A 19,929-nucleotide genomic window follows, 5' to 3' on the forward strand; every position below is an offset into this window, starting at 1 on the left:
ATTCAGACCCAGTCGATAACGGAGACCTGCAGTCCGGTTTCCCGGATGCTCTCCCTCGCCAAGGTATCGTGAAAAAGTTTACCAGCGCCGGGCCCGATTACTGAAAACGGTCCCGACGCCGGCTGCAAAACTTCGAGTATCAGGCGTTGCCGTCGAACAGGCTGGTGACCGAACCGTCGTCGAACACTTCGCGGATGGCGCGGGCGATCAGCGGTGCGATGGACAGCACCGTCAGCTGCGGGAACTGCTGATTCGCAGTGAGGGGCAACGTGTTGGTGACCACCACTTCGCGGGCGCCGGATTCGGACAGCCGCTGTGCTGCGGGCTCGGAGAAGACAGCGTGCGTCGCGGCGATGATGACGTCCTTCGCCCCGGCGTTCTTCAGGACCTGGACTGCTCCGGAAATGGTGCCGCCGGTGTCGATCATGTCGTCGATCAGGACGCAGGTCCGGCCCTCGATCTGGCCCACAACGGTCTTGGAGACGGCCTGGTTGGGAACGGTGAGGTCACGGCTCTTGTGCACAAACGCCAGCGGCGCTCCGCCCAGACGTTCGGCCCACTGCTCCGCGACGCGCACGCGGCCCGTGTCCGGGGACACCACGGTGACGTTGTCGGCAGCGACGCGGGTACGGATGTAATCGGCCAGGAGCGGGATGGCCATGAGGTGGTCCACGGGCCCGTCGAAGAAGCCCTGGATCTGCGAGGTGTGCAGGTCAACGCTCATGATGCGGTCAGCGCCGGCGGTCTTGTACAGGTCCGCCACCAGGCGGGCGGAAATCGGCTCGCGGCCGCGTCCCTTCTTGTCCTGCCGTGCGTACGGGTAGAACGGGGACACCACGGTGATGCGCTTGGCGGAGGCCCGCTTCAGCGAATCGATCATGATCAGCTGTTCCATGAGGTGGTTGTTCAGCGGAGCCGGGTGGGCCTGGATGACGAACGCGTCGGTTCCCCGGACGCTTTCGCCGGCGCGGACGTAAATCTCACCGTTGGCGAAGTCATAGGCATCCACGGGCAGCAGTTCGGTACCCAGCTCCTTGGCGATTTCCCGCGCCAGTTCGGGGTGCGCCCGCCCAGCGGCAAGCACTAGCTTCTTCTCGCCGCGTGCCGTAATTTCGCTCATTATCGCTGGTCCTCTTCTGTCGATGCTGGGGTATGTGAGGAATCTGAGGCGGCGGCCTGCGCCAGTTCCGCCGAGCGTGAGCCGGGGCGGTTGGCCACAACCCAGCCCTCGTCGTTGCGCTGCGCTGCAACGGACACGACGAGCGCCCCTGCCGGGACGTCCTTGCGGATCACCGCGCCGGCGCCGCTGTAGGCACCGTCCCCCACGGTGACCGGTGCAACAAAGACTGTGTTGGAACCTGTGCGGACGCCCGAGCCGATCACCGTGCGGTGCTTCTTCTCGCCGTCGTAATTGGCCGTGATGTTGCCGCAGCCAATGTTGGTGTCCTCGCCGATTTCGGCGTCGCCGGCGTAGCCGAGGTGGGAAAGTTTGGAGCCGCGGCCAATCGTGACGTTCTTGGTTTCGTAGAACGCACCGATCTTGCCGGTGTCGCCAAGCACTGTGCCGGGACGCAGGTAGGTGAAAGGGCCGACGGCGGCGTCCGCGCCGATCACGGCACCGGAACCGTGGGTGCGGGTCACCTTGGCGCCCTCGCCGATGCGGACATCGGTCAGGGTGGAGTCGGGGCCGACGACGGCGTCCCTCGCCACTGTGGTGGCGCCGTGCAGCTGCGTGTTCGGCAGGATGCGGACGTCCTCATCCAGGGCGACGGTGGAATCGATCCAGGTGGTGGCGGGGTCAACCACTGTGACGCCGGCGCGCATCCAGGCTTCAACGGTGCGGCGGTTCAGTTCCGCGCCGAGGGCGGAGAGCTGCACACGGTCGTTGGCGCCCTCCACCTGCCAGCGGTCTTCGGTGACCACGGCGGCAACCCGACCGCCCGACTGCCGTGCGAGGCCCAGCACGTCGGTGAGGTACTTTTCGCCCTGCGAATTGTCGGTGGTGATGTGGACCAGCGCGTCACGTAGGACATCGGCGTCGAAGGCGTAGATCCCGGAATTGACCTCGCGGATCAGGCGTTCGTTTTCCGTTGCATCCTTGTGCTCGCGGATGCCGGTCACGGAGCTGTCATCACCTCGGAGAATGCGTCCGTAGCCTGTGGCATCATCCAGCAGCGCGGTGAGCACGGTGACGGCATTGGCCTCCCGCTCATGTGTAGCCACCAGGTCCGCCAACAGGCTGCCGGTCAGGAGCGGAACATCACCGTACGTGACCACGACGGTGCCAGCGAGTTTTTCCTGGGCGTCCAGTGCCTGCACGGCCACCTCAACGGCGCGGCCGGTGCCGGGGACGTCGTCCTGGTCCACTATCAGGGCTTCGGGGTCCAGCTGGTTCAGGTGGCGGGCGACCAGATCCCGCTCGTGGCGGACCACCAGGGCCAGCCGTCCGGGGTTAATGCTGCGGGCTGCCAGCAGGGCGTGGCCCACCATGGACCGGCCGCCGATTTCGTGCAGGATCTTCGGGGTACGGGATTTCATCCGGGTACCGGCGCCTGCTGCCAGAACAATGACGGCGGCTGGGCCGGTATTCTCGGGGATCACGTACGGGTTCTCCTTGCTTGGTTGCGCGTTGCGCTGGGCGCAGTGCCTGTCCGGCCAAAATTCACGGCGGGGCACCGAGTTCATCCTACTGGACGGTCTTCGCACAGCAGTTCCGCCCATAGGATTCGAACCTATACTCCACGGCTCCAAAGGCCGGGGTGCTGCCATTACACCAGGGCGGACCATGCCACAGGCGCAAAGGCCAAGGCACAAGTATTTATTTTGCCATGGCTTCAGGGCGGCCCGCGACATTGGCAGGAATCACGGCGGCCAGGCCAGTGCACCGCCACCGGTTCCAACTGTTCAGCAGCGCTAGGGCATGATGGAAATGTGAGCAACAACCCACCCCGGACACGGATGACAGGCCTACAGCGGCGCAGCCAGCTGGTCGACGTCGGCCGTGGCCTTTTTGCCGCTCGCGGGCTCGACGGGACCACCATTGAGGAAATCGCGGCCTCCGCCGGCGTTTCCAAGCCCGTGATCTACGAACATTTCGGCTCCAAGGAGGGCCTGTACACGCAGGTGGTGGACTTCGAGTTCCACATTCTGCTGGACTCGATCACCGCTGCCCTAACCGAAGAAGGCAAGCCGCGCGTCCTGGTGGAACGCGCCGCCCTGGCCCTCCTCACCTACATCGAGGACCGGGCGGAGGGCTTCCGGATCCTCATGCGGGACGCACCGCCATCGCAGCCCGAAGGCGCTTTCTCCACCCTGCTGTCCCAGGTCACCGCCCGCGTGGAACACATCCTGTCCGACGAATTCCACCGCCGCGGCTTCAGCGCCCAGGACGGCGCGATGTACGCCCAGATGCTCGTGGGCATGGTGGCAATGACCGGCCAATGGTGGCAGGACAGCCGCCAGCCCGACAAACAAACCGTCGCCGCCCACCTGGTCAACCTCGCCTGGAACGGCCTCACCGGCCTCCAAAAAGACCCCGAGCTCCGCACCGAAGATTCAGCGCGAACGGACACTTAGGCCCCTGCGCGAGCGCGCCGTGGGTTGCGTTCGCGGCGCAGTGGCCCTTCGCCGTCGCTTAGACACGACGCATAGGTGACGCTCCGGTCGCTGGGCGACCTCCACGCCACGATGCGCCGCGATGCGCGACTACGCGAAGGCCCCCCGCACCGCTATTGCCAAAAGTTGCGTTTGGGAACTCCGAGGAAACGTGATTGCAGCGACCTCCGCCGCGCCGCAATAGCCGACGCCTCCGTTCGGGCGCCCCCACGAGTACCCCTGCCGAAGGTTCCGGTCGGGTGCCTTCGCTTCCACGACGGGAGGTGAGATTCCTCGCCGGAGGCGGTCCTTCCGAAAGGAGCGCATCGCGGCACATCGGAGCGCGCAGGTCGCCCAGCGACCGGAGCGATCCCTATGTGCTGTGTCTAAGCGACGCGGAAGGGGCGGCTCCGGCACCCAGCCCAGCCAGCACGCGGAAAGGGTTACTCGCCGAGGACTTCCAGGGCTTCCATCCATTCGAGTTCCAGGGCTTCGCGGTCGGTGGCGAGGTCCTTGAGTTTTTTGTTCTGGTCGGCGAGGGCGTCGAAGTCGGATGCTGCGGTGCTCTTGACCATTTGGTCGTGAATCTTCTTTTCCTGCTGCTCCAGTTTGCCCAGCTGGCGCTCGATCCGGTTTTTGGCCTTCCGGGCGTCGCGCTTTTCGGCTTCGGAGGAACCGGAGGCTGCGGGGGCGGAGCTGCCGCTCGGACCGGTGACGGGGTTGCCGCCGCCGGTGATCGTGGAGCCGGCCAGGGCGGATTCGCGGAGTTCGAGGTACTGGTCCACGCCGCGCGGCAGGGCGCGGATCTTGCCGTCACCAAGCAGCGCCATCTGGTGGTCCGTCACGCGTTCCAGCAGGTAGCGGTCGTGGCTGAGCACAACGAGCGTGCCGGGCCAGCCGTCAAGGACGTCTTCGACGGCGGCGAGGGTGTCGGTGTCGAGGTCGTTGGTGGGCTCATCGAGCATCAGCACGTTCGGCTCCCCCACCAGCAGGCGCAGGAGCTGGAGGCGCCGGCGCTCACCACCGGACAGATCCCTGACCGGGGTCCACTGCTTTTCGTTGGTGAAGCCGAGCTGCTCCACGAGCTGGCCCGCCGTGAATTCCTTGCCGCCCACGTTAAAGGACCGCTTTTCGCGCTCGATGACTTCGATCACGCGCAGGTCCGAGACGTCGTCGAGCTCTTTGACCTCCTGGGTCAGCACGGCGGTGACCACGGTCTTGCCGCGCTTGACCTTGCCGGATGACGGCTCAATCTCGCCGTTGAGGAGTTTCAGCAGGGTGGTCTTGCCGGCGCCGTTGACGCCCACGAGCCCAAGCCGCTCACCGGGGGCAAGCCGCAGCGTGATGTTGTCGAAGAGTTTCTGTCCGGGGTCGCCGCCGAGGAAGTCCAGTGAGACGTTCTCGAGGTCCAGGACGTCCTTGCCGAGCCGGGCGGTGGCCATCTTGCTCAGGGCTGTGGAGTCACGCGGCTCGGGGACGTCGGCGATGAGGGCGTTGGCGGCCTCGATGCGGAATTTCGGCTTGGCCGTGCGGGCCGGAGCGCCGCGGCGCAGCCAGGCGAGCTCCTTTTTCACGAGCATCTGGCGCTTGCCTTCCATAACATTCGCCGCGCGGTCACGCTCGGCACGGGCCAGCACGTAGGCCGCGTAGCCGCCGTCGAACGGGTCCATGATGCCGTCGTGGATTTCCCAGGTCTTGGTGCAGACTTCGTCCAGGAACCAGCGGTCGTGGGTGACCACCAGGAAGGCGCCCTGGTTGGCCCGCCACCGGGTCTTCAAGTGCCGGGACAGCCAGGCGACTCCTTCGACGTCGAGGTGGTTGGTCGGTTCGTCGAGCATGATGACGTCATGGTCCTCGATCAGCAGCTTGGCCAGCGCCACCCGCCGCTTCTGACCGCCGGAGAGGGCGTGGACGTTCGCATGCCAGTCGACGTCGGACACCAGGCCGCCCATGACTTCGCGGATCTGGGGGTTGCGGGCCCATTCATAGTCGGCCTGGTCGCCGACGATCGCAGCGCCCACTGTGAGGTCGCCGTCGAGCACGTCGCTCTGGTCCAGGTAGCCGATGTTGACTTCGCTGCGCTTGGTCACCCGGCCCGAGTCCGGGGTGGAGCGCATGGCCAGCAGGCGCATCAGCGTGGACTTGCCGTCGCCGTTCCGGCCCACCATGCCGATCCTGTCACCTTCCTCGAGTCCGAGGGTGATGCCGTCCAGGACGGTGCGCGTTGCGTACGAAACCGTAAGGTTTTCGCCGCCAAGAAGGTGTGCCAAGGGGGACTGCTTTCTGCTGCTCAGTAAGGAAGGGGGCTCTTAAAGGAGAGTATCGGAGATGATGCGCGCGCCATGCACGGGCCCGTGGACAGGGAATGCCGTCAGCCCGTAGTGCCGCAGGTCCTCCGCCAGGTTTTCGGCGGTGGCGGGATTGTGGGTCAACAGCGCCACGGTGGGTCCGGAACCGGAGACGATTCCGGCCAGGGCGCCGAGCGCTTCACCTCGTCCCAGCGTATCGCGGAGCGCGGGGGAAAGTTCAATGGAGGCCCGCTGCAGATCGTTCACCAGGACCCGGCTCAGGGCATCGGCGTCCCCGCTCCGCAGCGCCTGCAGGATCTTGGGATCCACGGCCGTGGGCTCGGCAACGTTCAGTCCTTCTGCCGCCCGGAGCCGGTCCAGCATGCGGAAGACCTCGGGGGTGGGCAGCCCATAGTCCGCCGCCACGAGGACCCAGTCCGTTTGGGCTTTGGCCAGTGCCGGCGAAAGGTCGTCGCCAACGCCAAGCCCGACGGCGGTTCCGCCGAGGAGGGAGAAAGGGACGTCGGCACCCAATTCGGCGGCCAGATGGGCCAACTCATCCCGCGACAGCCCGCTGTTCCAGAGCGCGTCGCAGGCCAGCAGTGTGGCTGCGGCATCGGCCGAGCCGCCGCCCATGCCCCCGGCCACGGGGACCCGCTTGGTGATTTCAAGGTGCACCCCGGTGGAATGCTCGGAGACATCGGCCATGATCGCTGCGGCCTTGTAGGCAAGGTTCTTCTCGTCCAGCGGAATATCGACGCCGTCCAGGTCCAGTGTGCTGTCAGGGCTGATGCTGACGGTGATCCCCGGCGTCTCCGTGCTGGTGGCAGCCACTTCCTCATAAAGGGAAACGGCCAGGTACACGCTGGCGACTGAGTGGTAGCCGTCAGCGCGCAAGGGTCCCACGTCCAGGGAAACATTGACCTTCCCGGGCGCCTTCACGCGGACCGTCCGTGCGGGAAACTTCCCTGCGGCTGCCTTCACGACCCGGCCTCGCGGGCTTCGGCAATCCGGGCGAAGGCGTGGATGTCGATGACCTCGCCCCGGGCCGATGGGGCCACTCCTGCGGCAATGAGGCAGCGCTCGGCCTCGGCTGCGCCGCCGGCCCAGCCGGCCAGGGCGGCCCGCAGCGTCTTCCGGCGCTGGGCGAAGGCGGCGTCGATCACGGCGAACACCTGCTCGCGGGTGGCGGTTGTTTCAGGCGGTTCCCGCCGGGTGAAGGCCACGAGCCCGGATTGGATCTTCGGCGCAGGCCAGAAGACGTTCATGCCGATCACCCCGGCCTTGCGCATGCTGCTGTACCAGGCCGCCTTGACCGAGGGCACCCCGTAGGTCTTTGATCCTGGCCCCGCGGCCAGCCGGTCAGCCACCTCGTCCTGGACCATCACCAGACCGTGCTGCAGGCTGGGGAAATGCTGGAGCAGGTGCAGGACCACCGGCACCGCCACGTTGTACGGCAGGTTCGCCACAATGGCGGTGGGTTCAACGGGAAGCGATGTGACCTTCATGGCGTCCGCCTGGACCAGGTGGAAAGCGCCCGCCGCGTCCGGCCGCCATGCTTTCACGGTTTCCGGCAGCTTTGCCGCGAGGACCGGATCGATTTCGACGGCGACCACCGTCTGCGCGGCATCCAGCAGGCCCAGCGTGAGGGAACCAAGGCCGGGCCCGACTTCCAGCACCGTCTCGGTTGACCCGATGTTGGCAACGGAGACGATCCGGCGGATGGTGTTGCCATCGATGACGAAGTTCTGTCCCAGTGTCTTGGTGGGCCGGATACCGATTTCTTCCGCCAGCCGGCGTATGTCGGAAGCACCGAAGAGGGGTGCGGGCGCGGCAGCAGTCGGTTCAGTCACCTAGGCATCCTATCCCGGCCGCAGTGACGGGCCATCCGCTTTCCGCACGGATCATGCGTGTTACGCGGCGTGTGTTTCCGCTTAACGGCAGCGGCCGGCCCCGGGACAATCCGGGGCCGGCCGCTGCCGTCTGCTTGCCTGGCGGCTGTGGTCAGCTGCCGCCAGCGCAGATGCTCATTGGTGCCTAGCTCGTAGCGGCCCAGCCACAGCCCCACGGCTGCAGGCCACGCTGTGCGTACACGCGGTTGGCGATGTCGATCTGCTGTGCCTTGGTGGCGAGGCTGGCGTTGGGGGCGTAGGCGCCGCCGCCGGAGCCGATCCAGGTCCGGATGTCGAACTGGAGGCCGCCGTAGTAGCCGTTGCCCGAGTTGATGGACCAGTTTCCGGTGGACTCACACTGGGCGATCTTGTCCCACATGGCCTCGTTCATCATGGCCGGGGCCGAGGCGCCGGTGTTCGTTCCGGCGGCGGCTGCGGGCTTTGCCTTGGTGCCTACCGTGACCTTTTCCGTCACGGGCTGGACGGAAACAGTTTCGGAGACGAGCGTCCGCGAGGCTTCACGGCCGTCAACCATCACCAGCTTGAAGCTCTTATCCACCTTGCCGGCCACGCCGGCCTGGGTGACCTCTTTTTCGCCCTTGAGAAGCTCAGCGCTCTCAGTGGTCATGCTGTCGAAAGCAACATCTTCAGTAGTGGCCGCGGTCTGGCTGGTATCCACCCGGGAGACCTTAACCACCATGTTGTTGACCACGTGCGCGTTGCCCGGCTGGGAAGTACGGTCATCGACGCCGAGGGTGATGCCGGCGTCCTCCAGCACCTGGGCGACGGTCCCCGCGGTGGTGGTGGCCGTGGAGGCCTTGCCGTCGGCAACAATGCTGACGGTCTTGGGCGTGGAGATGGAAACAAAGGATCCGGCCACAGCGAGCTGGGCGTCCTTCGGGACGGAAACGGAGGAGGAGCTGGCCACTCCCAGTTCGGTGACGAGGCCCGCAACATCCGGCGCCGTGGTGTTGATGGTCTTTTCAGAGCCGTCCAGGCTGACCTTCACGGCTTTGGCCATGTTGACGTTGATCACGGTGCCGTTCTCCACTTTGGCGTCCGCCGAGGGCGAGACGCGGTCAGCAGGCTTCAGTTCTACGTTGGCGCTTTTTACGACCTGGCCCACGGTGCCGCCGAAGGACTGGACCGAAGTCACTTTTCCGTCGACGTTGAGGGTAACGGTTTTGTTATTTCCGACGAAGGCCACGAGGCCCAACACCAGCGCACACAGCACCACCAGTTGGGTGCCCACCTTGATAAAACTGAACTTGCCGTCCGTTGTGAAGAGCTTGACCACGATTGCCCGTAACTTTAGATCCATCCGGGCACGGGGAAAAACGCAGTGAAATAGCCGGCGCATGACCCTGGGGACAAGCTCCGGGCACCGTTGCGCCGCCACACTCCGCGCGGCAGGCAGACGGCATCAAAGCCCTGCCTGGTCCTGCTGCGAATGAAGTGAAATTATCCGAAGGCCTTCCCCGACCCCGGCTAATAGTTCTCCACTGTAACCGTAGCGTTATAAAGCGGCCAAGAAATTTACATACGAGGTATGTGAACCAAGCACTGTGACGAGGCCCAGATCAGTCCCACGATCCGTACGCCCGCACGGTATTTTCGCTAATCCGGGTGCAGAGCTCCGCGAGGTCAGTTCCTGTCAATTCGGCCATGGCGCGGACGGTGTACGGCACCACATAACTGGCGTTGGGACGGCCGCGGTGCGGATGCGGAGTCAGGAACGGGGCATCCGTTTCCACCAGCACCAGGTCCGGGTCTGCCACCGCCAGCGCGGCGCGGAGGTTAGCCGCATTCTTAAAGGTCAGCGTGCCGGCAAAGGACATGTTCCAGCCCGCGGCATTGCAGATCCTGGCGAGCGCCTCGTCACCCGAGAAGCAATGAAACACCACCCGCTCCGGAGCCCCCTCCTCGCGCAGGACCTGCACCACGTCGTCGTGCGCGTCACGGTCATGGATCTGCAGCGTCAGGTCCAGGCGCTTGGCAATATCGATATGCCGCCGGAACGAATAGCGCTGGTGGGTCAGGCCCTCCCCTTCGGTGCGGAAGAAATCAAGGCCGGTCTCGCCGATGGCCCGGATCCGGGGGTGGGCGGCCAGTTGCTCAATCTCCGCCAGCGCCTCCTCCAGCTCGCCGCGCCTGGCATAGTCCGGGGCGTCGTTGGGATGCAGCGCCACTGCACCCAGCAACCTGCTGTCCAGGTCAACGGCGCGGACCGTGAACCGGGAGGACTCCAGGTCGCAGCCCACCTGGACGGCCCCCTGCACTCCGACGGCCTGGGCCGCATCCAACGCCGCGGCGATGCCCACGGGGCTCTCGCCATCGGGGAAATCCAGGTGCGTATGGTTGTCCATCACGGGGACCGGCAGCGGCTCCGGCGCCGGCGGATAGTCCTGCCGCGCCGGCCGGCCGGCGTCTGCAGGGTCCGCCCCGGCGGCACGGTAAGCGGCGGGAATCAGCGAATTGCACATCCCTCAAGCCTAGCGGCGGCGGATCGCGGCAGAATTCCCGGAACTCTCTGTCAGCCAGGGCAGTTGTGTTAGTAGGCTGGTACGAACAGATGCGAACGCCCACCGCCGGGCGAAGGCAGGCCTGCTGTCCCGTTCCGGGTGATCCCCGGACTGAAAGGTTGCAGATGGACTCCCACCGCCGCACCGCCGTCAACGAGGTCACCCCTGCCAGCCGGAACTTTACCCCCGTGACGGAGCAGGTGGGCCATCTCAACGGTTACAAGGCAGCAGCCATGGACGCGGACTCATTCCACGCGGCCAGCCAGCGGATCCTGGCCTCGATCAACACCGTCATTGACGGAAAGTCGGATGCGGCCAGGCTTGCCCTGACGGTGTTGCTGGCCCAGGGCCATCTGCTCCTCGAGGACGTGCCAGGTGTGGGCAAGACCCTCCTGGCCAAAACCCTCGCCCGGAGCATTGACTGCACGGTCAGCCGCATTCAGTTCACTCCTGATCTGCTGCCTTCGGACGTGACGGGCGTGTCCATCTACAACCAGGCGTCCCGGCTGTTCGAGTTCCGCCCGGGTGCCGTCTTCGCCAACATTGTTATTGGCGATGAAATCAACCGCGCGTCCGCCAAGACCCAATCCGCCCTCCTGGAGTGTATGGAGGAACACCAGGTGACCGTGGACGGGGACTCGTACAAACTCGACGAACCGTTCATGGTGGTGGCCACCCAGAACCCGATCGAGATGGAAGGCACCTATCCACTCCCCGAGGCCCAGCGCGACCGCTTTATGGCACGGATTTCCATGGGCTATCCGGACAAGGACTCCGAAATCGAAATGCTGGAGACCCATCAGGCAACCTCCCCGTTGGCCAAGGTCTCCGCTGTGGTCACGGCGGCGGACGTCGCAGCGATGATCGCCACGGTCCAACAGGTTTACGTCTCCCAGGCCGTCAAGGAATACACCGTCTCAGTGGGCCTCGCAACGCGCGAAAGCCCCCTGCTCCGGCTGGGCGCCAGCCCACGCTCCCTGCTCCAGCTGCTCCGGGCCGCGAAGGCCACGGCGGCGCTGGACGGCCGTGATTTTGTGCTGCCAGACGACGTCGTCAGCGTGGCGGAATCAGTGCTGGCCCACCGGATCATCCTGGACCGGAAGGCGGCCGGCGCCGGCGAGACCCCGCACAGCGTCATCCGGGGCATCCTCTCCCGGCTCCCGGTGAACCAGGACCCGGTGAACAACCCGGCCCCGCCGGCCGGACTGCGCCGGAACCACTAGGCAGGGCCGGCACGTGGCGCTGCGTGACCGACTGCCCCGGCACCTGTTCAGCCAGCGTGGCTGGGGGCTCCTGGCCGCCGGCGCCGTCTGCCTGTTGTCTGCGCAGATCATGGGGCGGCGGGATCTGCTGAGCCTGAGCGTCCTGCTCATCACCCTTCCCCTGGTTTCGCTGGCCGGGATCAGGCTGCTCAAGCCCCGGTTCCAGGTTTACCGCGAGTTCAACCCGTCCCCGGTGGAGACCGCCGCGGCCACCACAGTGCGCCTCGCGGTGGGGCGGACCGGTTACGGTGGCGGCCGGGCGATCATGGAGGAACGGCTGCCGCCACGGTTCGGCGAGTCCCCGGCTTTCCATTTCCCCGCCCGCTCGGCAAAGGGCGGGACCAGCAGGTACGAATACCACTTGCGCTCCACCAAACGCGGACAGTACCTGATCGGCCCGGTAACCGCCGAGTTCACGGATCCGTTCGGGCTGTCCCTGCACCGGCGGTCAATTGACGACGGCGACACGCTCACCGTGACGCCCGCCGCCGTCGAGCTTCCCGTGACGGGCCTCGCGGGAGCCCGCGGCAACGACGGCATCACAGCAACCCGTACCCGCGCCAACCCCAGCGATGACGACGTCATGACCCGCGCATACCGCCCGGGCGATCCCATGCGCCGGGTGCACTGGGCAGCCACCGCGCACCACGGCGCCATGATGGTGCGCCAGGAGGAATCCGTCACAACGCCGGAGGCCACTATCATCCTTGACCAACGGTTCGCGGCATTTTCCGGCGGGCACGGCTCCGGTTTCGGGGGCAATGCGGCCGTGGACGGCCACGAGATGATCACCAGCGGCACGTTCGAGTGGGCCGTGGTGGCCGCGATCTCCATCTGCACGCACCTGTCGGAGCGGAACTACGCCCTCCGCCTCCTGGACCCCCGTGGCGAACCCGCGTTCCTCCGCTCCCCGTCCGCACCGGAACCGGAAGCGGAAGAGTTCAGCGGAGTGTCCGGGCTCCAGTCGATCGCCGAAAGCCTCGCCGCCATCCAGCTGTCCGGTCCGCACCACGCTGCCCGGGACCACGGTGGCCAGGATGCCGGTCCGGCTGTTTTCGACGATCACCTGATGGACAAACTCTCCGCCCACCGGATGCGGGGGCCCCTTATTGCCGTGCTCGGCAGGATCTCTCCGAGTGAGGCCAGAGCCCTCGCTCCGGCGGCGGGTTACGGCGCGAATGCCTTCGCCATCATCGTTTCCGAGAGGCCCGCGGATTCCGAGGACTCTTTGGAGGCCCTCCGCCGGGGCGGCTGGCGGGCAGTGGCGGTGCCAACCTCGGTTCCGGTCCCGGACGCCTGGGCGCACTTCGACCAGGGTGGTGGTGCGCCGGCCACGGCAGCGGCAGACGTACGCCGCGGAGCGGGGGTGGGACGGTGACACTGGCACCGGAACGCAACGTGTCCCGCGGGCAGGCAGCCACAGGTGCCCCGGGCCGGGTTCCGGCACCGACGCGGGTCGGGCCGTACCCCTGGGCCATGGCCGGCGCCGTCGCCCTGTCTGTGGCCGGCGCCGCGATTTCCCTCAACGGTGTCCTGCGGGGTTGGGCCTGGTACTTGCCCATCTTGACCACGGTGGTGGTGGTCTGCCTGACCATCGCCACGCTCCGCGCGCTGCGGGCCCATCCTCTCGTGGTGGCTGCCGGCGGCTTTGCCTCCCTGATCGCGATTCTCACGCTGACGTTCTTCCGAAGCACGGGCATCGCCGGTTTCATCCCGTCCGGGGCAACCCTGGCTGAAGTGGACAGGTTCGTCCGCCGGGCGAGCGAGACGGTACTGGCGGAAAGTGCCCCGGTGGCTCCGAACGCCGGAATCGTTATGGTCAGCTGCGCAGCCCTGGGCCTGACAGTCATCCTCATCGATGCGCTGGCCGTGCCGCTTGGCATGCCGGCAACAACCGGACTGGGCCTCCTGGCCATCCTGGTAGTCCCCGCCACCGTGAAGCCCCAGAGCGTGGGGGTTTGGGGCTTCACTGCCACGGCGGCCGGGTACCTCCTGATCCTCGCGTGCAGCCAGTGGTTTGCACCGGATTCCCGCACTACGGCCGACAGCGGCCGGAATCCCGGCCAGTTCCGGCGGGCCATGCTGACCGGAACCGTGGCACTGGTGGCAACACTGGCGGTGCCGGCGGCCATCCCCGGATTCGACCACGGCACGTTTCCGCAGGGCTCCCGGCTGAACCCGTGGGGCGCCGGGACCGGCTTGAACCCCATGATTACCTTGGGAAACAGCCTGCGGGCACCGGCCGGAAGCGGGCGGATCACCTATGCCACCAACGCGGCCGGGCCGCTGTATCTGCGGTCCGTCACTGTTGACAATTTCGACGGCGAATCCTGGGGACCTGATGACCGCGACGCAGAGCGCCGCCCCGTGGCCGGACAGCTTGAGACGGGCCACGAGATCGTCGCCGAGGAGCAGCTCCGCCAGGTGACTGCCGTGGATACGGGCACGTTCACCAGCCCGTACCTGCCGTTGCCGTACGCGCCGGAAACAATCCGCGGGCTCAATGGCGCCTGGACATGGGACCCGGCCACCCTGGCCGTCAAGGGTTCCAACACCAACACGCGGACACAGCAATACCTTGTGGTGTCCACGGCGCCGAAGCTCACGGCCACCCTCCTTCAACAGTCGTCGCAGGCCGTGCAGGGAATCCCTGCCGACTTCACCAGGGTTCCCGGCAACGTCCCGGACATCGTCCGCAGCACGGCTGACACGGTGACAGCTTCGAGTGACACAGCCTTCGCCAAGGCCATGGCCATCCAGAAATACCTTCGCTCAGGGGAGTTCACCTACTCGCTCCAGTCACCTGTCCAGGGCGGCTACGACGGTAACGGGCTCTCGGTGCTGGCCGATTTCCTGACTCAGAAGAGCGGATACTGCATCCACTACTCGTCAGCGATGGCCGTGATGGCCAGGCTGGAAGGTATCCCCAGCCGGATCGCGGTTGGCTACGCGCCGGGCCGAAGCACTGGTTCCACGGTTTCAGTGGCCGGGCAAGGTGCGCTGCCGGAGTATGAGGTGGACGCCCGGGACGCTCACGCCTGGCCCGAGCTCTACTTCCAGGGATTGGGGTGGGTGCCCTTCGAACCCACGCCCTCGCGTGGTGTTATACCCGCGTACGCCACGGAAACCAGCACACCCGGCATCCCCGGTTCGCTGGGTAATAACGAGGACCTCCTTCCCGGTGCAACCGCCCCGACCCCCACACCAAGCGCCACGGCCGTGCCCCTCCCCGGTGCAGGTGGCGGCGCAGGGGACCTCGGGCAGCTGCTCCTGCCATGGCTGCTGGGGACGGCGGCCGCGCTGGGCCTCGTCCTACTGGCGGCCTCGCCGCGGCTGGTGAGGATGGGGCGGCGTGCCCGGCGGCTCCGCACCGAGGACCGGGCGCGGGAGGACGTGATTCCGCTGGCGTGGGCCGAAGTCCGTGATCTCGGAACCGACTACGGACTGCCACCGGGCGCCAGCGAAACAGCCCGGACGTATTCCGCACGGCTCCGCCATTCATCGCTGCTCGGCGAACATGGCGGCATGGACGACGCCGCGCACCAAGCCATCCGCAGCCTTACCTCCGACTTTGAACGCCGGCACTACGGCCCGCCTGTCCAGGACACAGCCGGCCGCGGCAGGACAGGGGCCATTGCCCCACGGATCGCGGCGGTGCAGAATTCCCTGCGTGCCAACGCCTCGCTCCCTCGACGCCTCCGTGCCGACTGGCTCCCGCCGTCGGTTCTGGGCCGGTGGGCCTGGCTCCTGGCTGCCCCGTTCAGAGGGCTCAACAGGCAGGCGCGCCGGACGGCAAAAGCCGCCGCACGCTCCTGGTCGAGGGCGCGCGGCGGCTTGTTCCGGCCGCGTGGTACCCAATAGCGGCTCGCCGCGTCGGCTACCTACTGTTGGTGGAGGAAGCGGCTGACCGGAGGATAATCCTGTCAGCCGAAGGACGATCCGTTCAGCCGGCGTAGGGGTCCGCGATGCCGATGTACTGGGTGTAGAGGTATTCTTCGATGCCTTCGAGGCCGCCTTCACGTCCCAGGCCGGACTGCTTGACGCCCCCGAACGGTGCGGCGGCATTGGAGATGACACCGGCGTTCAGGCCGAGCATGCCGGTCTCGAGCCGTTCGCCCATCCGGATGCCGCGGTTCAGGTCGCGCGTGAAGACGTACGCCACCAGACCGTACTCGGTGTTGTTGGCCAGGCGGACGGCTTCGTCCTCGGTGCCGAAGGTGATGATCGGGGCGACGGGGCCGAAGATTTCCTCGGACAGGATCCGGGTCCCTTCGGTGACGCCGGTGAGAATGGTGGGCGGGTAGAAGTAGCCCGGGCCCTCGGCCGGGGCGCCGCCCAAGACAGCCTTGGCGCCGGAGGCCACGGCATCGGACACCAGCTCATGAACCTTATCCCGGCTCTTGGCATCGATCAGCGGACCCACTTTGGACTCCGGTTCGGTGCCCCGGGCGGTGGTCATCTCACCCATTTTCGCGGCGAACTTCTGCGCGAATTCGTCGGCGACGGACTCGTGGACGATGAACCGGTTCGCCGCGGTGCAGGCCTCGCCCATGTTCCGCAGCTTCGCCAGCATGGCACCGGCGACGGCGGCGTCCAGGTCCGCGTCCTCGAACACCACAAACGGGGCGTTGCCACCGAGTTCCATGGAGGTCCGCAGGACGGTCTCGGACGCGTCGGCGAGCAGGCGCCGGCCCACCTCCGTCGAGCCCGTAAACGATAGTTTGCGCAGGCGCTGGTCCTTGATCAGCGGGCCGGTGGTGGCCCCTGCCGTGGACGTGGGGATGACGTTCAGGACTCCGGCCGGCAGGCCGGCCTCCTGCATGACTGCGGCGAACAGCTGCGAGGTCAGCGGCGTGAGGTTGGCCGACTTCAGCACCATGGTGCAGCCGGCCGCGACAGCAGGGGCGATCTTGCGCGTGGCCATGGCCAGCGGGAAGTTCCACGGCGTGATCAGCAGGCACGGACCCACCGGCTTCTTGGTGACCAGCAGGCGGGACTTGCCATCGGGCGAGACCGAGTAGCGGCCGAACGCACGGACGGCTTCCTCGGAGAACCAGCGCAGGAACTCGGCGCCATAGGTGACCTCGCCGCGGGCCTCGGCCAGCGGCTTGCCCATTTCCATGGTCATCAGTAGCGCGAAGTCCTCGGCACGTGCCGTAACCATCTCAAAGGCACGGCGGAGGATTTCGCCACGTTCCCGGGCCGGAACCTTCGCCCACGATTCCTGCGCTGCGGCGGCCGCGTCCAAAGCAGCCTTGCCGTCTTCGGCGCCGGCGTCAGCGATGCTGAGGAGCACCTTGCCCGTGGCGGGGTCCTCGACGTCGAACGTCTTGCCTGACGCCGCCGGGCGCCATTCGCCGTTGATCAGCAATCCGGTGGGAACAGAGGCCAGCAGTGCGATTTCGCGCTCCGCGGTAACAGCTGGCTGTGCGGTGACAGTCACGGTGACTCCCTCGTCAGTAAGGTTTGGTCCAGCCTTGACGCAGGGCCTGGGCGGCCTGCCGTATTTGGCTGATTTACTGTCACACTACTGCCGCGGCGGCCGGAGGGTCTACGCCTGGACGCACTGCTGAACAGAGATTTCGTTGTGCAGCTGCACAGCTGGCCTTTTCGTACGCTCAGCGTGCCGCGAGGACCGCCGAGTACAGCTCCCGCTTGCTGACGCGGACGTCCTCGGCTACGGCGGCCACGGCTTCCTTGAGCCGGATTCCCTGGGCCACCAGCTCGTTGACGGCCGCCACGTGGTCCTCGGGGGTGCCCGGCGCCTGCTCAGGGGCGCCGCCCAGCACCACGGCAATCTCGCCGCGGACCTCGTTGCCTTCGGCCCACAGCAACAGTTCCCCGACCGTCCCGCGGATGACTTCCTCGTAGGTCTTGGTCAGTTCCCGGCAGACGGCGATCCGCCGCTCGGCACCGAAACGCTCGCGCAGGGCCCTCAGCATCGATTCCAGCCGGTGCGGGGCCTCAAAAAACACCATGGTCCGGCGTTCGGCCGAAAGGTCCGCCAACCGCGACGCCCGTTCGCCGGCTTTCCGGGGCAGGAATCCCTCAAAACAGAAGCGGTCGGTGGGCAGACCGGACAGTGCCAGGGCGGTCAGTACTGCGGACGGGCCCGGGACGGCGGTCACGGTGAGTCCGGCTGCCACAGCGCCTTCCACCAGCCTGAACCCCGGGTCCGAGACCGAAGGCATGCCGGCGTCTGTGACCATGACCATGGTCTTGCCGGACCGGACGTGCTCCAGCAGTTCCGCGGTCTTGGTGGCCTCGTTGTGCTCGTGGTAGCTGATGACCCGCCCGGCGACGGTGACTCCGAGGCTTTGGACAAGGCGGTGCAGGCGCCTGGTGTCTTCGGCGGCCACGATGTCCGCCGTCCCCAGGAGCTCGATCAGGCGGGCCGACGCGTCTCCCATATTCCCGATGGGCGTTGCCGCCAGTACGATCCGGCCCGGCCCCGTGGCGACCGGTGCCGCCGCAGCCGGGTCCGCTGCCAGGTGGACCTCCGTCTCTGGCTCCTCCCCGGCGGCAAGGGAAGATTCTGCGGGGCGGGAATCGGCGAAGGTGCTGGGGTTAGGGTCCACTCCCCCAGCGTACTGCTGGCCGGCGGCCCAAGCTGCAAAAGGTAGCATGGGGCTCGTGACGCAGACCTCCATGCGGCCTGCCGAGGCCGGCCAGACCATCCCGCCGGCACGAGGCCCGTGGATCGCCCGTCCGGCGGAGGCCTTCTCTGCCACAGCCCTCCGCGAGCGCCTGATCGGCAGCACGCGCAGCTGGCGGGATTACCCGCCGTCGCTGCGTCTCTGGTTCTGGTTGGTGCCCGCCCTGACCTCCGTGATCGGCGGCGTCCTCCGCTTTGTCCGGCTGGACACGCCGCACAGCCTGGTCTTCGATGAAACGTATTACGTCAAGGACGCCTACTCCTACGTGGTCAGCGGCTACGAACGGGGCTGGCCGGACAAGGCCAACGACTCCTTCAACGCAGGCAACCCGGCCATCCTCCTGGACACTCCCGAGTACGTGGTCCATCCGCCCGTGGGCAAGTGGATGATCGCCGGCGGCATGTGGCTCTTCGGGGCCGATAATCCGTTCGGCTGGCGGTTCGCGGCCGCACTGACCGGAACCCTGTCCATCCTGCTGCTCACACTGATTGCACTGAAACTGTTCCGCTCAGTGCCGCTGGCTGCCGCCGCGGGCCTGCTGCTCGCCGTCGACGGCCACCACCTGGTGATGTCGCGGACATCACTCCTGGATATCTTCCTGATGTTCTGGCTCCTGGCGGCCTTCGGAGCTTTGCTGCTGGACCGCGATGACGGACGACGGCGGCTGGCCGCACGGCTCGGACGGCTCGCGGCCGCGTCCCGGAACGCTCGGCCCGCAGCCAGCCAACTGCTGGCGGGACCGTGGCTGGGGATCCGCTGGTGGCGTCTCGCCGCGGGCGTGTGCATGGGACTCGCCATAGGCACCAAATGGTCGGGCCTGTTTTTCCTCGCCGGCTTCGGCGTGCTGACGGTCCTGTGGGACCTCAATGCACGGCGCGTCGCGGGAATCCGCGGCTGGGTCAGCGGCGGAATCATCAAGGATGGCCTGCCTGCGTTTGCCAGCATGGTTCCGGTTGCCGCGGTGGTCTACACCGCCACGTGGACGGGCTGGTTCCGTTCCGAGGGCGCCTACTTCCGGAGGTGGGCGCAGAGCAACCCCTCAGCGGAGTGGGGCTGGCTGCCGGACCCCCTGCGTTCGCTGGCGCACTACCATCTGGAGGCCTACAAGTTCCATCAGGGACTGGGCTCCGAACACCCTTACGAGGCAAGCGCCTGGAGCTGGCTGGTGATGGGCCGGCCGACGTCGTTCTTCTACCAGAAGCCGGAGCAGGGCGTCCCGGGATGCGACGTGCCCAACTGCGCCTCAGCCATTCTCTCGGTGGGGAACCCGATGATCTGGTGGGGAGCGGCCATCTCGCTGGTGGTCCTGCTGTTCTGGTGGGCCGGGCGCCGGGACTGGCGCGCAGGGGCGATCCTTGCGGGCGTGGGCACCGGCTACCTGCCGTGGTTCCTGTACCCGGAGCGGACCATGTTTTTCTTTTACGCCGTCTCCTTTGAGCCCTTCCTGGTGCTCGCGCTGGTGTATTGCCTGGGCCTCGTCCTGGGCCGTGACACCGACCCGCTCTGGCGCCGGCGGTCCGGTGTCTACTTGGTGGCCCTCTTCGTCGCCGGGGCAGTCCTGTTGTCCGCATTTTTCTACCCGGTGTGGACGGCGGAGACCATCCCCTACCAGGAATGGCGCTTCCGGATGTGGATGCCGTCCTGGATCTAAGGCAGGATTGCATGAAACCCTGACCAGCCGCGAACTGCGTTGAGCAGCGGAACGGAGACGCCCC

Annotated in this window: 14 protein-coding genes and 1 tRNA gene; 5 read left to right on the top strand and 10 right to left on the bottom strand. The window is 66.8% G+C overall.

The genetic code is table 11. The annotated features are described in order from the left end of the window. Positions 1–139: 139 nt before the first annotated feature. The 3 genes from MUN23_RS02395 to MUN23_RS02405 form a co-directional block, all read right to left on the bottom strand. Positions 140–1,120: a ribose-phosphate diphosphokinase gene (locus tag MUN23_RS02395; protein ID WP_056348072.1), complete on the bottom strand. Its 981-nt coding sequence runs from the start codon at positions 1,118–1,120 to the stop codon at positions 140–142. Beyond that, positions 1,120–2,601 carry a bifunctional UDP-N-acetylglucosamine diphosphorylase/glucosamine-1-phosphate N-acetyltransferase GlmU gene (gene glmU, locus MUN23_RS02400; protein ID WP_248761931.1) on the bottom strand — a complete coding sequence of 494 codons (1,482 nt, stop codon included), beginning with the start codon at positions 2,599–2,601 and terminating at the stop codon, positions 1,120–1,122. Before glmU ends, MUN23_RS02395 begins: the two co-directional genes overlap by 1 nt. A gap of 110 nt (positions 2,602–2,711) precedes the next feature. Next, a tRNA-Gln gene (locus MUN23_RS02405) sits at positions 2,712–2,783 on the bottom strand. 148 nt (positions 2,784–2,931) lie between these two features. Between MUN23_RS02405 and MUN23_RS02410 the strand changes: the two genes are divergently transcribed. Next, positions 2,932–3,576, top strand: a complete 645-nt coding sequence (locus tag MUN23_RS02410) for a TetR/AcrR family transcriptional regulator (protein WP_248761932.1) — start codon at positions 2,932–2,934, stop codon at positions 3,574–3,576. 461 nt (positions 3,577–4,037) lie between these two features. Here MUN23_RS02410 and MUN23_RS02415 read toward each other — a convergent pair whose 3' ends face one another. The 5 genes from MUN23_RS02415 to MUN23_RS02435 all read right to left on the bottom strand — a co-directional run bounded on the left by MUN23_RS02415 (position 4,038) and on the right by MUN23_RS02435 (position 10,257). Then, entirely contained in the window at positions 4,038–5,864 is a 1,827-nt protein-coding gene (locus MUN23_RS02415) for an ABC-F family ATP-binding cassette domain-containing protein (protein WP_248761933.1), read from the bottom strand. 39 nt (positions 5,865–5,903) lie between these two features. After that, a complete protein-coding gene (locus MUN23_RS02420) occupies positions 5,904–6,866 on the bottom strand; it encodes a 4-(cytidine 5'-diphospho)-2-C-methyl-D-erythritol kinase (protein WP_248761934.1) in 963 nt (320 codons plus the stop codon). Further along, a complete protein-coding gene (rsmA, locus tag MUN23_RS02425) occupies positions 6,863–7,735 on the bottom strand; it encodes a 16S rRNA (adenine(1518)-N(6)/adenine(1519)-N(6))-dimethyltransferase RsmA (protein WP_248761935.1) in 873 nt (290 codons plus the stop codon). The genes MUN23_RS02420 and rsmA overlap by 4 nt, the downstream gene beginning before the upstream one ends. A gap of 184 nt (positions 7,736–7,919) precedes the next feature. After that, positions 7,920–9,071 carry a resuscitation-promoting factor gene (locus MUN23_RS02430; protein ID WP_248761936.1) on the bottom strand — a complete coding sequence of 384 codons (1,152 nt, stop codon included), beginning with the start codon at positions 9,069–9,071 and terminating at the stop codon, positions 7,920–7,922. 283 nt (positions 9,072–9,354) lie between these two features. Next, positions 9,355–10,257 carry a TatD family hydrolase gene (locus tag MUN23_RS02435; protein WP_248761937.1) on the bottom strand — a complete coding sequence of 301 codons (903 nt, stop codon included), beginning with the start codon at positions 10,255–10,257 and terminating at the stop codon, positions 9,355–9,357. 164 nt (positions 10,258–10,421) lie between these two features. Here MUN23_RS02435 and MUN23_RS02440 point away from each other — a divergent pair, with 164 nt between their 5' ends. The 3 genes from MUN23_RS02440 to MUN23_RS02450 are packed head-to-tail and all read left to right on the top strand — an operon-like array spanning position 10,422 to position 15,419. After that, the gene (locus tag MUN23_RS02440; protein ID WP_248761939.1) at positions 10,422–11,519 is read left to right on the top strand and encodes a MoxR family ATPase; all 1,098 of its coding nucleotides are present in this window, start codon (positions 10,422–10,424) and stop codon (positions 11,517–11,519) included. 13 nt (positions 11,520–11,532) lie between these two features. Next, complete coding sequence (locus MUN23_RS02445) at positions 11,533–12,936, top strand: DUF58 domain-containing protein (RefSeq protein WP_248761940.1); 1,404 nt, start codon at positions 11,533–11,535, stop codon at positions 12,934–12,936. Further along, positions 12,933–15,419, top strand: a complete 2,487-nt coding sequence (locus tag MUN23_RS02450; RefSeq protein ID WP_248761941.1) for a DUF3488 and transglutaminase-like domain-containing protein — start codon at positions 12,933–12,935, stop codon at positions 15,417–15,419. Before MUN23_RS02445 ends, MUN23_RS02450 begins: the two co-directional genes overlap by 4 nt. Positions 15,420–15,501: 82 nt before the next feature. Here the strand turns inward: MUN23_RS02450 and MUN23_RS02455 are convergent, their stop codons facing one another. Both MUN23_RS02455 and rsmI read right to left on the bottom strand, forming a co-directional pair. After that, positions 15,502–17,001 carry an NAD-dependent succinate-semialdehyde dehydrogenase gene (locus MUN23_RS02455; protein ID WP_056348055.1) on the bottom strand — a complete coding sequence of 500 codons (1,500 nt, stop codon included), beginning with the start codon at positions 16,999–17,001 and terminating at the stop codon, positions 15,502–15,504. Positions 17,002–17,176: 175 nt separating this feature from the next. Beyond that, positions 17,177–18,049, bottom strand: a complete 873-nt coding sequence (rsmI, locus tag MUN23_RS02460) for a 16S rRNA (cytidine(1402)-2'-O)-methyltransferase (RefSeq protein ID WP_256468742.1) — start codon at positions 18,047–18,049, stop codon at positions 17,177–17,179. Positions 18,050–18,182: 133 nt separating this feature from the next. Here rsmI and MUN23_RS02465 point away from each other — a divergent pair, with 133 nt between their 5' ends. After that, positions 18,183–19,865: a dolichyl-phosphate-mannose--protein mannosyltransferase gene (locus tag MUN23_RS02465; protein ID WP_371875965.1), complete on the top strand. Its 1,683-nt coding sequence runs from the start codon at positions 18,183–18,185 to the stop codon at positions 19,863–19,865. Positions 19,866–19,929: the final 64 nt, after the last annotated feature.

The organism is Pseudarthrobacter sp. SSS035 (assembly GCF_023273875.1).
Lineage (GTDB): Bacteria > Actinomycetota > Actinomycetes > Actinomycetales > Micrococcaceae > Arthrobacter.

Excerpts from the sequence above, each read along its gene's own strand:
- MUN23_RS02395 (WP_056348072.1), bottom strand. The coding sequence starts at position 1,120 with ATGAGCGAAATTACGGCACGCGGCGAGAAGAAGCTAGTGCTTGCCGCT.
- MUN23_RS02435 (WP_248761937.1), bottom strand. The coding sequence starts at position 10,257 with ATGTGCAATTCGCTGATTCCCGCCGCTTACCGTGCCGCCGGGGCGGAC.
- MUN23_RS02440 (WP_248761939.1), top strand. The coding sequence starts at position 10,422 with ATGGACTCCCACCGCCGCACCGCCGTCAACGAGGTCACCCCTGCCAGC.
- MUN23_RS02465 (WP_371875965.1), top strand. The coding sequence starts at position 18,183 with ATGGGGCTCGTGACGCAGACCTCCATGCGGCCTGCCGAGGCCGGCCAG.